Consider the following 14,518-nt stretch of genomic DNA (forward strand, 5'->3'; position numbering starts at 1 on the left):
TGCTGCGCGCTAAGCTTTGTCTATGATGTTTGATATTCCCAATGACGACACGCTGTATGCGGCGCTACTGGCCCGCGATCCTGCATGGGATGGGCGCGCGTGGGTTGGTGTCTCCTCTACGGGTGTGTTTTGTCGCCTGACCTGTCCTGCGCGCAAGCCTAAACGGGTAAATTGCAGTTTCTTTGATACAATCGGCGGCGCGATTGAGGCAGGTTATCGCGCCTGCAAGCGCTGCCATCCGCTGGCCCCAGCGGCGGAGGGTGAACCAGCAATCAAAGCCTTATTGGCCGCTCTTGAAGCTAATCCAGCGCGGCGCTGGCGTGAGGGTGATATCACGGCACTCGGGTTTGAGCTCTCAACAGTGCGGCGCGCGTTCAAGCGGCACTTTGGCATGACCTTCCTTGAGATGGCGCGTCTTGCGCGGTTGCGCGCGGGGGCCGCTGAGCTGGTGAATGGAGGTCGCGTGATCGAGGCCCAGCTTGAGGCGGGCTATAGTTCGGCGTCGGCGTTTCGCGAGGCATTTGGGGAGTGGATGGGTTTGCCGCCCGGTGCCTTTCAGGCAAATGCGCTGTTGCGGGCAGATTGGATTGAGACGCCGATGGGCGCGATGGTTGCGGTGTCTTCAAAAGACGCGCTTCATTTGCTGGAATTCACCGAGCGGCGCGCGTTGCCTGCCGAACTGATCGCACTGCGCAAGGATGCGAAAGGCTCCCTTGGGTTTGGCCGCTTTGCACCAACAGACATGATCGAACGTGAGATGGCGGCATTTATGTTAGGGCAATGCAGTACCTTTGACACACCGCTGCGTCCCCTTGGGACTGTGTTCACTCAAGAGGTCTGGCGCGCCTTGCGGCTTATTCCAGCGGGGGAAACCCGCAGCTACAGCCAACTTGCGCGCGATATGGGGCGGCCTGATGCCACGCGTGCAGTTGCCCGTGCAAATGGTGCCAACCCCATTGCAATTGTCATCCCCTGTCACCGCGTATTGGGCGCGGACGGTAATTTGACAGGGTACGGTGGCGGCTTGTGGAGAAAACAGAAATTGATTGAATTGGAACGCGGTTTTGCCGCTAAGGGAGATATAAGATGACTGATAAAGCAAAAAACTTTGCCGAACTGCATGTAAAAGGAACGCCGCTGGTGCTGTACAATTGCTGGGATGCTGGATCGGCTGCAGCGATTGCCGCAAGTGGTGCCAAGGCACTGGCAACAGGCAGTTGGGCGGTTGCAGTGGCCCAAGGGTACAAAGACGGGCAGGCGATCCCGATGGAGCAGGTGCTGGGCTTGGCGCAGCGCATTGTGGCGGGCAACGACATTCCGGTCACTTTGGATTTTGAGGGTGCCTACGGTGGTACGCCGCAAGAGGTGGCTGCCAATGCATCGGCTGTTGCGCAAACTGGTGTTGTTGGCATCAATTTTGAAGATCGCCATGTGCAGGGTGAAGGCCTTTGGTCCATGACCGAGCAAAGCGCGCGGATTGCGGCAATTCGGGCCGCCGTCGGCCCAGATTTCTTTATCAACGCGCGAACAGATGTTTTTATGCAGTCAAAACCGGATGCACATGGCGCTGGTTTGGACGAGGCAATTGCGCGCGGCCAAGCCTACGCAACAGCGGGTGCATCAGGGTTTTTCGTTCCGATGTTGAGCGATATCGGCCTGATCACGCAAATCTGCGCGCAAGTGCCGCTGCCTGTGAATGTGATGATGCAACCCGCACTGCCTGACCGTGCTGCGCTGGCCCAAGCTGGGGTTGCGCGGATCAGTTATGGACCTTCCTCATTTGTCGCCGCGATGAAGGATCTAACGGCAGCCGCATCAAAGGTTCTTTAGTCCAAAGTGAATTCGCGCAGGATCGTCATTTGGTGATTGCTAGGACGGAAGAGGTTTGCCAGAGTGCCCGAATGTGTACAGGGAGTGCGGTATGCGGTTTTCAGGATGGCGTGTTCTGCGCGAAGGTCTAACCGGCAACAAAGGCTGGCGGCCACATTGGCGCGATGCCGAGCCGAAGGCGGAATATGATGCCATCATCATAGGGGGCGGTGGGCATGGGTTGTCCACGGCTTACTATCTCGCCAAAGAGCACGGGATGACCAACATTGCCGTGCTTGAAAAGGGATACCTTGGCGGCGGCAATGTCGGCCGAAACACAACGATTGTGCGTGCAAACTACTTCCTTGATGGTAACTCCCAGTTTTATTCACATTCTCTCAAGCTGTGGGAAAACCTTGAACAAGAGCTGAACTATAACGTGATGCTGTCCCAACGGGGGCAGTTGATGTTGTGTCACTCAGATGGGCAGCGTGATGCATTTGCGCGTCGCGGTAACTCGATTATCGGGCAGGGCGACGACGCTGAATTGCTGGATGTGGAGGGGGTGCGCAAACATGCGCCTTTCCTTGATTTTGAAAACACACGTTTTCCCATTTACGGTGGCCTGCTTCAGCGCCGTTCAGGGACCGCGCGCCATGATGCGGTTGCGTGGGGTTATGCGCGCGGCGCGTCCGAGCGCGGTGTTGATTTGATTCAGCAATGCGAAGTCACAGGTATTGATATTGAAAACGGCGTTGTGCGCGGTGTGCAAACCACACGCGGTGCAATCCGCGCCAAGAAGGTAGGCGTTGTTGTTGCGGGCCGTTCGTCCCAAGTGGCGGCAATGGCGGGCATGCGTCTGCCCATCGAAAGCCATGTTTTGCAGGCCTTTGTGACCGAAGGCCTCAAACCTGTGATCGATAATGTAATCAGCTTTGGCATGGGCCACTTTTACATCAGCCAGTCTGACAAGGGCGGTTTGGTGTTTGGCGGTGATCTGGATTACTATTCGTCTTATGCCGCGCGTGGCAATTTACCATTGCAGGAACATGTGATGGAGGCAGGCATGACCCTGATGCCGATGATCGGCAAGGCCAAGGTACTGCGCGCGTGGGGCGGCATTATGGATATGACGCCAGATGGATCGCCAATAATCGACAAAACCCCAACCGAGGGTCTCTTTCTGAACTGCGGCTGGTGTTACGGCGGGTTTAAGGCTGTGCCGGGATCAGGTAATTCATTTGCCCATCTTATGGCCACGGGAAACCACCATGAGCCTGCTGCAAAATTCAGGTTAGACCGTTTCCGCACGGGGCGTGGTTTGATGGATGAAGAGGGCACCGGCTCTCAGCATAACTTGCACTGATGGGACGCAAGATGATCAATTTGATGAATGGCGTTGGCAATAACACGCGCCGCGTTGGGCTGGGTTTGCTAGGCGATTGTGGGCTTTTCGAGGATAACAAACTGGTTATGGATCAGATTGTCCAATCGCGCGGGAGGGGCTGAAATGAGAATAACATGTCCATTGTGCGGTGCACGGGATCGGCGCGAATTTTACTATAAGGGCGCGGCACTGGCGCGACCTGCGATCGATGCAGGCCCTCAGGCGTGGGATGACTACGTGCATTTGCGCGAAAACCCGGCAGGGCGCACAAAAGATTTCTGGCAACATGAGGCAGGTTGTGGCGCGTGGATTATCGTGACGCGCGATACTGTCACCCATGAAGTTTATGCCACTGAACTGGCGTCAGATGTAAAACGGAGCGCGGGCGCATGAGGATTTCAGATACTGGGTTGGGCGCTCCGGTAAGCTTTAGCTTTGATGGTGTGGAATACACTGGGCGCGCAGGGGACACTGTCGCGTCTGCCCTATTGGCCAGTGGCGTGCGCCTGATGGGGCGCTCGTTCAAATATCACAGGCCGCGTGGCCCACTAAGTGCCGGTTCAGAAGAACCCAATGCGCTGGTTACTGTTGGAAATGGTGCCGGTTCAGAACCAAACATCCGTGCAACAGTTCAAGAAATTTATGAAGGGCTAGAGGTGCATTCGCAGTCCGCGTGGCCCTCATTGCAATTCGATGTGATGGCAGTGAACGATCTGGCCGCGCCGTTTCTGGGAGCTGGGTTTTATTACAAGACATTCATGTGGCCCAAAGCGTTTTGGGAAAAACTGTATGAGCCGATCATCCGTCGCGCGGCTGGCTTAGGACGGCTAAGCGGTGAACATAACCCCGATACTTACGACCGCGCCTTTGCGTTCTGTGATCTATTGGTTGTTGGCTCGGGGCCGAGTGGATTGATGGCGGCAACTGTCGCTGCTGAGGCAGGGCTGGATGTTATCTTATGTGATGAGGATTCCCGCATGGGCGGTCGCCTGTTGGCGGAGGTTGACGAAGTTGATGGAATGGCTGGCGCTGATTGGGCAAAGGCCCAAGTGGCGCAATTGGCTACACTGTCCAACGTACGCCTGATGACACGCACCACGGTCACCGGTGCCTATGATGGTGGCGTATTTGGCGCGTTGGAGCGGGTTACACATCACGTTCCTCGCAGCTCAGCACCGCTAGAGTGTTTTTGGCGGATCACTGCAAAACGTACTGTGCTGTGCGCGGGTGCGCTGGAACGGCCCATAGCATTTGAAAATAATGACCGCCCTGGCATTATGACCGCAGGGGCAGTGCGGACTTATCTGAACCGTTGGGGCGTGACACCTGCCAAAACGGTTGCGGTGTTTGGTAACAATGACAATGCACACCGCACAGCGCGCGATTTGCATGCGGCTGGCGCAATTGTTGTCGCGCTGGTTGATTCACGCGCCGATGCCGATGTGGGCGATGTGCCCTATCCCGTCTATTTGGGTGCTGAGGTGTGTAATACCGTGGGCCGTTCGGGCCTGACGAGTATTAAAATTCGCAAGAACGGTAAAATCACCAATCTCGCGGTTGAGTGTTTGGCAATTTCGGGTGGTTGGAACCCTACGGTTCATTTGACCTGCCACATGAACGGGCGTCCTGCGTGGCGCGAAGACATTGCTTCCTTCGTACCTACACCTGATGCTGTACCAAATTTGGAAGCGGCTGGTGCATGTAACGGTGCGTTTTCAACAGCGGCTTGTCTGGCCGAAGGGGCGGCAGCCGCCACACGTGTCATTGAGGTGCTGGGCGCCAAGGCCAGCGACGTTGCGTTGCCCTTGGCCGAAGACGCGCCTTACCGGATTGCACCTCTTTGGGCGGTGGCAGGAAAGGGTCGCGCGTGGCTTGATTTCCAAAATGACGTATGCGTGAAAGACATCAAACAAGCGGCTATCGAAAACTTCCGCTCGGTTGAACATATGAAGCGCTACACCACACAAGGGATGGCGACGGATCAGGGCAAGAACTCAAACGTGGGGGCGTTGGCGGTTTTGGCGGACTCGACGGGACGGGGTATTCCTGAAACGGGCACAACAACGTTCCGGCCACCATATTCGCCTATTGCGATTGCGGCCTTGGGGGGCGCGGCGCAGGGCAAGGGTTTTGCGCCTCAGCGCTATACGACGTCTCACAAACAATCCTTGGATATGGCCGCGCCGATGATCGAGGCGGGCCTTTGGTATCGCCCTAGCTATTTCCCGCAGACAGGCGAAAGCACATGGCGGCAATCGTGTGACCGTGAAGTGGGCTATGTCCGCAAAACGGTTGGCGTATGTGACGTTAGCACATTGGGCAAGATCGACATTCAGGGCCTTGACGCTGCCAAGCTGTTGGATTTTGTCTACACCAACATGTTCTCTACCCTCAAAGAAGGGCGTGTACGGTATGGCCTGATGTTGCGTGAAGACGGGCATGTGATGGATGACGGGACCTGCGCGCGCATGGGCCCGCAGCATTATGTGATGACCACAACCACAGCCGCAGCTGGTGAAGTCATGCGCCATCTTGAGTTCGTCACCCAAGCGCTGCATCCCGAATGGACAGTGGCCTTTACCTCGGTGACGGAACAGTGGGCGCAGTTTGCAGTGGCAGGACCAAGGTCACGCGAATTGATCAACGGGATTGTGGACACGGAAATCGACAATGAAAACTGGCCGTTCATGGCCTGTGGTGAGGTTGATGTGATGGGCGTTGCGGGCCGGTTGTTCCGGATATCGTTTTCTGGCGAACACGCTTATGAGATCGCCGTGCCAGCGCGTTATGGTGCTGCGTTGTTTGCAACTCTCGTTAAACGCGCTGAATCGATGCAGGGCGGTGCCTACGGAATGGAGGCGCTCAATGTTTTACGGATCGAAAAAGGACATATCACCCACGCAGAAATTCATGGCCGCGTGACGGCCTATGACATTGGCATGGAACGCATGATCTCCGCCAAGAAAGACTGCATAGGCAAAGTGTTATCACAACGTGAAGGATTGGTTGAAACCACACGCACGCGTATGGTTGGGCTGCGCCCCGTTGGTGTAGTGAAGCAGCTTTCTGCGGGTGCGCATGTTTTTGATGAGGGAGCCGAGCATGTTCACGCAAACGATCAGGGCTATATCACCTCGGTGTGTTATTCGCCTGAAGTTGGTAGCATGATTGCACTCGGGTTTGTTTCTAACGGTCCCGAAAGAATAGGCGAGCGGATGGTGGTACGCGATCACGTGCGCGATCTGACGGTTGACGTTGAAGTCTGCAGCCCAGTCTTTGTTGATGCTGAAGGAGGGCGCGTGCGTGGATAAGTTAACTCAAATAAGCCCCTGCGCGGGACTGCTGCCCATAAGTATTGGCGCATTGACGGTAACAGAAGCCGATGTTGGCCCCATGACATCCATTACCCCGTTTTCCAGTCCACCCAAGGCGGCGTTCAGTCGCGCGCTGGGCCTGCCGTTTCCTGCACCAAATCAATCCACGTCTGATGGTGATACGCGGTGTATCTGGGCAGGGCAGGGCGAGGCCTTTTTGATCGGCGTTGCCCCCAAGTCCGCGCTTGGCAAACACGCGGCTGTTGTGGATCAATCTGATGCATGGGCGTTTGTCACGCTTAGCGGAGCGGGCGGTGCAGATGCGTTGGCGCGTCTTGTTCCTGTTGATATGCGATTGTCGGCCTTTGCTGTGGGGGCCACGGCACGCACGCAACTGGGGCATATGAACGCCAGCATCACCCGTATTGAAGAAGACAAATATCTAATTGCGGTGTTCCGATCTATGGCAGATACGCTTGTTCACGATTTGCGGACTGCTCTGGAAGCTGTCGCTGCGCGCGGATAAGGTCTGCCAAATTTGTTTTGTGGAGTGTGTTATGATCCGTGTTCTGAGTATTGCTGTTTTGGGCCTAATGGCCGTACCCGCCTTTGCCGAAACGGCCAGAGAAAAAGACTGCGCCTACCAAGGTGATGTTGTTGCCGCTGTTCAGGCGGCGCGCGTGGCTCGTGTAAAAGAAAGAAAAGTCGCGGCACACATTGTTGATGCGGCACCTGAATGGCCTGAAAAATACAACGCTGTTGTGCCGCTTGTGACTCCTTGGGTTTACGGCATGAAGGTTTCAGAACTGAAAGAAACCGATCTGGCTGCAGCGTGGAAAGAGCTTTGCCTGTCGCAATAAGCGACCCAAAAGAGCCGTGCGATACTGGACTCTGACCGCGCGCTGCCCATATGGATAGATATGAGTTTGCCTCCCGGTTTCCTTGATGAATTGCGTACACGCGCCAGCCTCTCGCAGGTTGTCGGGCGAAAAGTCATGTGGGATGCGCGTAAGTCCAATCAGGGCAAGGGCGATATGTGGGCACCGTGCCCCTTTCATCAAGAAAAATCCGCTAGCTTTCATGTCGATGATCGCAAAGGGTTTTATTATTGCTTTGGGTGCCACGCCAAGGGAGACGCGATTTCCTTTGTGCGCGAGACCGAGAATGTTTCGTTTATGGAAGCGGTTGAGATTTTAGCGCGTGAGGCGGGCATGCCGATGCCCGAACGTGATCCGCGCGCGCAGGAAAAGGCCGATAAACGCACCGAGCTTGTTGATGTTATGGAGTTGGCCGTCAAATGGTTCCGGCTGCAATTGCGCACTGGCGCAGCATCAACCGCCCGTGAGTATTTGGAACGTCGCGGCCTGCCACAAGATGTTTGTGACCGCTGGGAAATCGGATTTGCGCCGGACAGCTGGCAAGGTCTTTGGGATGCACTTAAGGGCAAGGACATCCCCGATGAGTTGATCCTTGGCGCAGGACTGGCCAAACCATCAAGCAAGGGCGGCAAACCCTATGATACATTTCGCGGGCGGATCATGTACCCAATCCGCGATGCACGTGGCCGCGCGATTGCCTTTGGGGGCCGCGCGATGGATCCCGCTGACAAAGCGAAATACCTGAACTCTCCCGAGACCGAGCTGTTTGATAAAGGGCGCAGCCTTTATAACGTCAAGAATGCCCGTGTTGCGGCAGGCAACGGGCAACCGTTGCTGGTGGCTGAAGGGTACATGGATGTGATCGCCCTCAGTGAAGCAGGATTTGGCGCGGCAGTTGCCCCATTGGGGACCGCTGTGACCGAAAACCAACTGGCGATGTTGTGGCGCATCAGCGACGAGCCGATCATCACAATGGACGGTGATACAGCAGGCCAGCGCGCCGCGCTAAGGCTGATTGATCTGTCACTACCGCTGCTTGAGGCGGGGCGCAGTTTGCGGTTCGCCATGATGCCCGAAGGCCAAGACCCTGATGACCTGTTGAAATCTTCGGGCAAAGGCGCTGTGCAAAGCCTGCTGGATGCAGCCGTCCCTATGGTTCAATTGCTGTGGCAACGTGAGACTGAGGGTAAGAACTTTGATAGTCCTGAACGCAAAGCGGCCCTAGATAAGTCGCTGCGTGAAAAGATTATGCTGATCAAAGACCCCAGCATCCGCAGCCACTACGGCCAAGCGATCAAGGATCTGCGGTGGCAGCTGTTTCGCTCTAAACCTAGCGGTGGGGGCAATGGCGGCCGTGGCGGGAACGCGACGCGACGCAGCGGGCAGCCTTGGAACAGTAAGGCCCCCGAGGGCCCCTCAGCTGGCGCGAAGTCTTCGATTTTGGCAGGGGGGGCTGACGCGCGGACCACTGATCATCTGCGTGAAGCGGTGATACTGGCGGCCTGTATTTCTTGCCCTGACGTTGTCGAGCCGTTTGAAGGGGCGTTGGAGAGCATGGCCTGCATGGATCGCGATCATGCCCGCCTACGTGACCTCATTTTACGTTACGCAATTGAGGGACGTGGCACACTGCGCGACCGAATTGAGGAAACGATGGGATATGACACCCTTGAAAATCTGATGGCCCAACGCCATGTCGCTATTACGCCCTGTATCCGCAAGCCGGGTGATGCCGATCTAACCTCAATGACCATCGCAGAAGAGCTGGCAAAATTGGCTGCTGTGCGGGGGTTAATGGCTGAGGTGAATGACGCTGCAGATGATTTGACTGGTGAGGCAGATGAAGGACTGACATGGCGTCTTGCTGAGGCTGCGCGTGCTGCCGATCTTGCGCACCGCGCGGGGCAGGAAGACAAGGCGGAATACGTTATTGCCGACAACGGCGCGCGGTTGGACCGAGAGCAAGTGTCCAAAAGCCGGAACATGTTCGACCAAATCGACTTTTCCAAAGGCGGGAAGAAAGGCCACTGAGTACGATTTTGAACATTTAGAGCTCAATTTTTGTGGCGTAGGGGTTACCAAATCTCCGCATTTAGCGGAAAAATAAGGATGCGGGTTTAAGAATCATCTCAAACCCCGCATGATTCGCAAAACCGAATCACTTGAGGGTGATTCGCTTAGGGACTTAAAGGAATTCTTGATGGCTGCTAAAGACACCAACGAAGACGCCAAAAACGACGATCAGGATTCAGGCCACTCGCTGGATATGTCGCAAGCTGCTGTCAAAAAGATGATCGGTGAGGCCCGTGAAAAGGGCTACATCACCTATGATCAGCTGAACACGGTTCTGCCACCGGATCAGGTTTCCTCCGAACAGATCGAAGACGTGATGTCGATGCTGTCGGAGATGGGCATCAACATCATCGAAGATGAAGAAGCCGAGGAAGAAGAAAAGGGCGTCACGGACGTTACTGTAACGGATGGCCCAAAAGAAATCACGCTAGGCTCGGGTACCTCCGAGAAACTGGATCGTACGGATGATCCGGTTCGCATGTACTTGCGTGAAATGGGCAGCGTCGAGCTGCTCTCGCGTGAAGGCGAGATCGCGATTGCAAAGCGTATCGAGGCCGGCCGCAACACGATGATCGCAGGCCTGTGCGAAAGCCCGCTGACCTTTCAGGCGATTACCATCTGGCGTGACGAACTTTTGTCCGAAGATATTTTGCTGCGCGATGTGATCGACCTTGAGGCGACATTCGGCACCACGATGGGTGAAGAAGAAACAACCACACCAGTGGTGCCTGTAGGTGGCGTTCCTGCTGCGGGAACGAAAACCGAAGGCCAGCCAGAGCTGGACGCAGATGGCAATGCCATCACGACAGACGATGATGATGACGATGACGAGGACGAACAGGCCAACATGTCGCTAGCCGCCATGGAAGCCGCTCTAAAGCCGCAGGTCTTAGAAGCCCTCGATGTCATTGCGGATGACTACGTCAAACTGAGCCAGATGCAGGATAACCGTATTTCTGCAACTCTGAATGAAGACGGATCATTCTCTGCCAAGAATGAAACGGCTTATCAAAAACTGCGCTCCGAAATTGTTGCGCTGGTGAATGATTTGCACCTGCACAATAACCGTATCGAAGCGCTGATTGACCAGCTTTATGGCATTAACCGCCGGATCATGCAGATCGACAGCGCAATGGTGAAGCTTGCCGACCAAGCACGTATCAACCGCAAAGAATTTGTAGACGCCTACCGTGGTCACGAGCTTGATCCTAACTGGATGGAGCGGATGGCAGGCAAGGCTGGCCGTGGCTGGCAGATGTTCATCGAACGCTCTTCTGATAAAGTCACTGAGCTACGTACAGACATGGCCCAGGTTGGTCAGTACGTTGGTCTAGACATCTCTGAATTCCGCCGGATCGTGCAGCAAGTACAAAAAGGTGAAAAAGAGGCGCGTCAGGCCAAAAAAGAAATGGTCGAAGCGAACCTTCGTTTGGTTATCTCGATTGCGAAAAAATACACAAACCGTGGTCTACAATTTCTTGATCTTATTCAGGAAGGTAACATCGGCCTGATGAAGGCCGTGGACAAGTTTGAATACCGTCGTGGCTATAAATTCTCGACCTATGCGACATGGTGGATCCGTCAGGCGATCACGCGTTCCATCGCGGATCAGGCGCGTACCATCCGTATTCCAGTGCACATGATCGAAACGATCAACAAGCTGGTGCGTACAGGCCGCCAGATGCTGCATGAAATCGGTCGTGAGCCGACGCCAGAAGAATTGGCTGAAAAACTGCAGATGCCACTTGAGAAGGTGCGCAAGGTGATGAAAATCGCCAAAGAGCCAATTTCGCTTGAAACGCCAATCGGCGATGAAGAAGACAGCCAGCTGGGTGACTTCATTGAGGACAAGAATGCTGTGCTGCCTTTGGACAGCGCCATTCAGGAAAACCTTAAGGAAACTACCACGCGGGTTTTGGCCAGCCTCACGCCGCGCGAAGAACGTGTGCTGCGCATGCGTTTTGGTATCGGCATGAACACCGATCACACGCTTGAGGAAGTGGGCCAGCAGTTTAGCGTTACGCGTGAGCGTATTCGCCAGATTGAAGCTAAGGCACTGCGTAAGCTGAAGCATCCAAGCCGGTCACGTAAATTGCGATCGTTCCTCGACCAATAAATGTGACGTCGAAAATATGGCCCGTCTGATAGAAATATCAGGCGGGCCTTTTTTTGTGCGCAGTCGAGGTGAACGCATTGGTTTTTATTATATATTTGTTTTGAGGCGTAGCTTTTTTTGTCCTACGTGGACGGCGAAATAATGCCGTTCACAGTGCTTTGATTTTGATGTGCGCGCTGGCACACCTATCTATGATGTATCGTCCCGTTAGGAGAAACATAATGCGCGCGTATATTTTGGCCACAATTCTAGCGGCTGTCGTTCCTGCGGCGGCCAGCGCACAAAGTTATAAGGCGGTAAACCGCCTTACTGTTGTGCCACTGAGTGGGTCGTCCTTTGAAGTGATTGAAGCTTACGGGGAGGGGCCGAATGGAATGTGGTGCGCAGCAGCGGACTACGCACAGAGGCGTTTGGGTGCACGGGGCCGGGTATATATCCTTGAAGGGCGCGGCGTTTCGCAAAGCGTGTCAGGGCGAAAGTCCGTTGTATTCACCACGGACGCAAACAGTCTGCCTCAAGGGCCACTCAAGTCAATATCGTTGAGCACGTCACAAGTGGGAGTGGGATTGCCGATCAATCACGCAATCCAGTTCTGTCGTGCTGAGGATTTCGAAACTTCAGAAAATTTGTTTAGGTGGAATTGAAAATGAGTAAAGTTTCTACGGCAATTGTCATTGCTTTCATGATGGCAACTCCAGCCGTCGCCAAGGATTTTAAAGCCGTGAATGGGATTGTTGTTGTACCGCATGCAAAAGGGTTTGCTGTGACGGGGGATGCTGGTCTGGGTGCGCGTGGCATATGGTGCGCTGCTGCAGATTATGTGCGCAAGACCGAAAGGGTGAAACCGGGGCAGCGGCTTTATGTGGCTGAAGATCGCGAGCGCGGCCTTGGGCAACGGAACCCCGTTGTTTTCACTGTTAGCCCTGCTGGCTTAACACCGTCTTCAGCAGTGATTTTGGGGACTTCTATATCGCGCGCGGGTGCAAACCTGAGTGTCGGGCATGCTTTTGGATTCTGTTCTGATCACAAGCTGTCGCGCGGTGGGAACCTATAGATCAAGTGACTTTGGTTTCGCCATCTAGGGCGGGGCCATTAATATGCGCAGAACGAAAGCCGGGATTGGGGATTTTCCCAATCCCGCGATATCGAAAATGCGGATCATCGATTGAAAGGTGTGCTAGCGTAGGCCGCGTACCCGTTACCGTCTGTGCAGCTTTAGCACCATGATGCTAAAACAACCGCCATATGGCCCCTTCATATAGATGTTAAATTCTGGACTACCCAAAACCTTGGGTGTGGCGTATACCTGTGGATAAGTGGGGCGGTGATCCCACAATAGAGGCGGATCAAGAATAAGGGGACTGGCCAATGCGCTGCCCGTTTTGCGGAAATATCGATACCCAAGTAAAAGACAGCCGACCTGCGGAGGATCATGTATCCATCCGCCGTCGTCGTTTTTGCCCTGCCTGTGGCGGGCGCTTTACCACTTATGAGCGCGTTCAGTTGCGCGATCTTGTGGTGATTAAAACATCTGGCAAACGCGAAGACTTTGACCGCGATAAGCTGGAACGCTCCATTCGCATCTCCATGCAAAAACGCCCAATCGAACCTGAACGCATTGATCAGATGATCAGTGGCATTGTGCGCCGACTAGAGAGTATGGGCGAGACTGATATCGGGTCCAAGCAGATCGGTGAGATCGTGATGGAGGCGCTGGCGCGGATTGATACCGTTGCTTATGTGCGCTTTGCGAGCGTTTATAAGAACTTCCAAGCTGCGGATGATTTCGACAAATTCGTCCAGGAACTTCGCCCCGATACGCCGACCGATAGCTGAGCCTAAGGTGAGCGATACGCGGTATATGAATCTTGCGCTGTCCTTGGGGCGGCGCGGGCTTGGCAACACTTGGCCAAACCCTGCGGTGGGCTGTGTGATTGTCCGTAACGGGCGCGTTGTCGGGCGCGGGTGGACCGCGCCTTCAGGGCGGCCTCATGCCGAACCCCAGGCACTGGCTCAAGCTGGCGATGCCGCGCGCGGTGCTGATGTTTATGTTACTCTAGAACCTTGCGCACATTTCGGGCAGACGCCTCCCTGTGCGCAGGCGCTGATTGATGCGGGTGTGGCGCGTGTTGTGGTTGCCGTGGGTGACAGCGACGAACGCGTTGCAGGGCGCGGTTTTGCGATGCTGCGGGATGCGGGCATCGAGGTCGTTACTGGTATTTGTGAAACACAGGCGCGCGCAGATCAGATCGGCTTTCTAAGCCGGATTGAGCAAGGGCGTCCGATGGTCACCCTCAAACTGGCCAGTTCGTTTGATGGGCGCATTGCCACAGCCACAGGCGAAAGCCAGTGGATCACCCAAGGTCCAGCACGCCGACTGGTGCATGCCATGCGGGCCAACCATGACGCTGTGATGGTAGGTGGCGGTACTGCGCGCGCAGATGATCCATCCCTTACAGTGCGTGATATGGGCGTTACCCAACAGCCAGCGCGCGTAGTTGTATCGCGCCGTTTGGACATTCCGCTGAGCAGTAAATTGGCCCAGACCGCTACCAGCATCCCGCTGATCCTATGTCACGGGGCAGATGCGCCAACATCGCTGGTTGATGCTTGGACGGGCATGGGCGCGCAGATGCTTTCATGTCGTGCGCAGGGTGGGCATCTGGATATGGCTGATGTGCTGCAGCAACTTGGATCACATGGCCTGACGCGGGTCTTCTCTGAGGGCGGCTCGGCTATTGCGGCAAGCCTTTTAAAGGCTGATCTTGTGGATCACCTAGTTGGGTTTTCGGCAGGTGTTGTGATTGGTGCAGAGGGCTTGCCGGGGATTGGTGCCATGGGCGTCTCAAGGTTGGCTCAGACACCGCGATTTGATTTGGTGGGTACACAGGCCGTTGGACCTGATGTGATGCACAGATGGGTGCGCAGTCGGGGTTAGGCT

At 55.2% G+C, this 14,518-nt stretch carries 13 protein-coding genes; all 13 read left to right on the forward strand.

Annotation, left to right across the window (positions count from 1 at the left end):
• Window positions 1-22: 22 nt before the first annotated feature.
• The 13 genes from V7775_RS10770 (at window position 23) to ribD (ending at window position 14,515) form a co-directional block, all read left to right on the forward strand.
• Window positions 23-1,090 (forward strand): bifunctional transcriptional activator/DNA repair enzyme AdaA, encoded by a 1,068-nt coding sequence (locus V7775_RS10770; RefSeq protein WP_335751898.1) that lies wholly within the window; start codon window positions 23-25, stop codon window positions 1,088-1,090.
• Entirely contained in the window at window positions 1,087-1,830 is a 744-nt protein-coding gene (locus V7775_RS10775) for an isocitrate lyase/PEP mutase family protein (protein WP_335751899.1), read from the forward strand. The genes V7775_RS10770 and V7775_RS10775 overlap by 4 nt, the downstream gene beginning before the upstream one ends.
• A gap of 91 nt (window positions 1,831-1,921) precedes the next feature.
• Window positions 1,922-3,175 (forward strand): sarcosine oxidase subunit beta family protein, encoded by a 1,254-nt coding sequence (locus V7775_RS10780; RefSeq protein WP_335751900.1) that lies wholly within the window; start codon window positions 1,922-1,924, stop codon window positions 3,173-3,175.
• A 144-nt stretch (window positions 3,176-3,319) separates the two neighbouring features.
• Window positions 3,320-3,589, forward strand: coding sequence for a sarcosine oxidase subunit delta (locus V7775_RS10785; RefSeq protein ID WP_335751901.1), 270 nt, complete (start codon window positions 3,320-3,322; stop codon window positions 3,587-3,589).
• Complete coding sequence (locus tag V7775_RS10790; RefSeq protein WP_335751902.1) at window positions 3,586-6,507, forward strand: sarcosine oxidase subunit alpha family protein; 2,922 nt, start codon at window positions 3,586-3,588, stop codon at window positions 6,505-6,507. Before V7775_RS10785 ends, V7775_RS10790 begins: the two co-directional genes overlap by 4 nt.
• Window positions 6,500-7,036, forward strand: coding sequence for a sarcosine oxidase subunit gamma (locus V7775_RS10795; protein WP_335751903.1), 537 nt, complete (start codon window positions 6,500-6,502; stop codon window positions 7,034-7,036). Before V7775_RS10790 ends, V7775_RS10795 begins: the two co-directional genes overlap by 8 nt.
• Window positions 7,037-7,067: 31 nt before the next feature.
• Window positions 7,068-7,370 carry a hypothetical protein gene (locus V7775_RS10800; protein WP_335751904.1) on the forward strand — a complete coding sequence of 101 codons (303 nt, stop codon included), beginning with the start codon at window positions 7,068-7,070 and terminating at the stop codon, window positions 7,368-7,370.
• 60 nt (window positions 7,371-7,430) lie between these two features.
• Entirely contained in the window at window positions 7,431-9,419 is a 1,989-nt protein-coding gene (gene dnaG / locus V7775_RS10805) for a DNA primase (protein WP_335751905.1), read from the forward strand.
• Between the two features lie 169 nt (window positions 9,420-9,588).
• A complete protein-coding gene (gene rpoD, locus V7775_RS10810; RefSeq protein ID WP_335751906.1) occupies window positions 9,589-11,577 on the forward strand; it encodes an RNA polymerase sigma factor RpoD in 1,989 nt (662 codons plus the stop codon).
• 221 nt (window positions 11,578-11,798) lie between these two features.
• The gene (locus V7775_RS10815) at window positions 11,799-12,221 is read left to right on the forward strand and encodes a hypothetical protein (RefSeq protein WP_335751907.1); all 423 of its coding nucleotides are present in this window, start codon (window positions 11,799-11,801) and stop codon (window positions 12,219-12,221) included.
• A 2-nt stretch (window positions 12,222-12,223) separates the two neighbouring features.
• On the forward strand, window positions 12,224-12,631 hold the full coding sequence (locus V7775_RS10820) for a hypothetical protein (protein WP_335751908.1): 408 nt from the start codon (window positions 12,224-12,226) through the stop codon (window positions 12,629-12,631).
• Between the two features lie 314 nt (window positions 12,632-12,945).
• On the forward strand, window positions 12,946-13,413 hold the full coding sequence (gene nrdR, locus V7775_RS10825) for a transcriptional regulator NrdR (protein WP_335751909.1): 468 nt from the start codon (window positions 12,946-12,948) through the stop codon (window positions 13,411-13,413).
• Between the two features lie 7 nt (window positions 13,414-13,420).
• Window positions 13,421-14,515, forward strand: coding sequence for a bifunctional diaminohydroxyphosphoribosylaminopyrimidine deaminase/5-amino-6-(5-phosphoribosylamino)uracil reductase RibD (gene ribD / locus V7775_RS10830; RefSeq protein ID WP_335751910.1), 1,095 nt, complete (start codon window positions 13,421-13,423; stop codon window positions 14,513-14,515).
• Window positions 14,516-14,518 lie beyond the last annotated feature (3 nt).

The organism is Sulfitobacter sp., assembly GCF_036960155.1.
Lineage (GTDB): Bacteria > Pseudomonadota > Alphaproteobacteria > Rhodobacterales > Rhodobacteraceae > Sulfitobacter.

Excerpts from the sequence above, each read along its gene's own strand:
- V7775_RS10770 (WP_335751898.1), top strand. The coding sequence starts at position 23 with ATGATGTTTGATATTCCCAATGACGACACGCTGTATGCGGCGCTACTG.
- V7775_RS10775 (WP_335751899.1), top strand. The coding sequence starts at position 1,087 with ATGACTGATAAAGCAAAAAACTTTGCCGAACTGCATGTAAAAGGAACG.
- V7775_RS10780 (WP_335751900.1), top strand. The coding sequence starts at position 1,922 with ATGCGGTTTTCAGGATGGCGTGTTCTGCGCGAAGGTCTAACCGGCAAC.
- V7775_RS10785 (WP_335751901.1), top strand. The coding sequence starts at position 3,320 with ATGAGAATAACATGTCCATTGTGCGGTGCACGGGATCGGCGCGAATTT.
- V7775_RS10790 (WP_335751902.1), top strand. The coding sequence starts at position 3,586 with ATGAGGATTTCAGATACTGGGTTGGGCGCTCCGGTAAGCTTTAGCTTT.
- V7775_RS10800 (WP_335751904.1), top strand. The coding sequence starts at position 7,068 with ATGATCCGTGTTCTGAGTATTGCTGTTTTGGGCCTAATGGCCGTACCC.
- dnaG (WP_335751905.1), top strand. The coding sequence starts at position 7,431 with ATGAGTTTGCCTCCCGGTTTCCTTGATGAATTGCGTACACGCGCCAGC.
- rpoD (WP_335751906.1), top strand. The coding sequence starts at position 9,589 with ATGGCTGCTAAAGACACCAACGAAGACGCCAAAAACGACGATCAGGAT.
- V7775_RS10815 (WP_335751907.1), top strand. The coding sequence starts at position 11,799 with ATGCGCGCGTATATTTTGGCCACAATTCTAGCGGCTGTCGTTCCTGCG.
- V7775_RS10820 (WP_335751908.1), top strand. The coding sequence starts at position 12,224 with ATGAGTAAAGTTTCTACGGCAATTGTCATTGCTTTCATGATGGCAACT.
- nrdR (WP_335751909.1), top strand. The coding sequence starts at position 12,946 with ATGCGCTGCCCGTTTTGCGGAAATATCGATACCCAAGTAAAAGACAGC.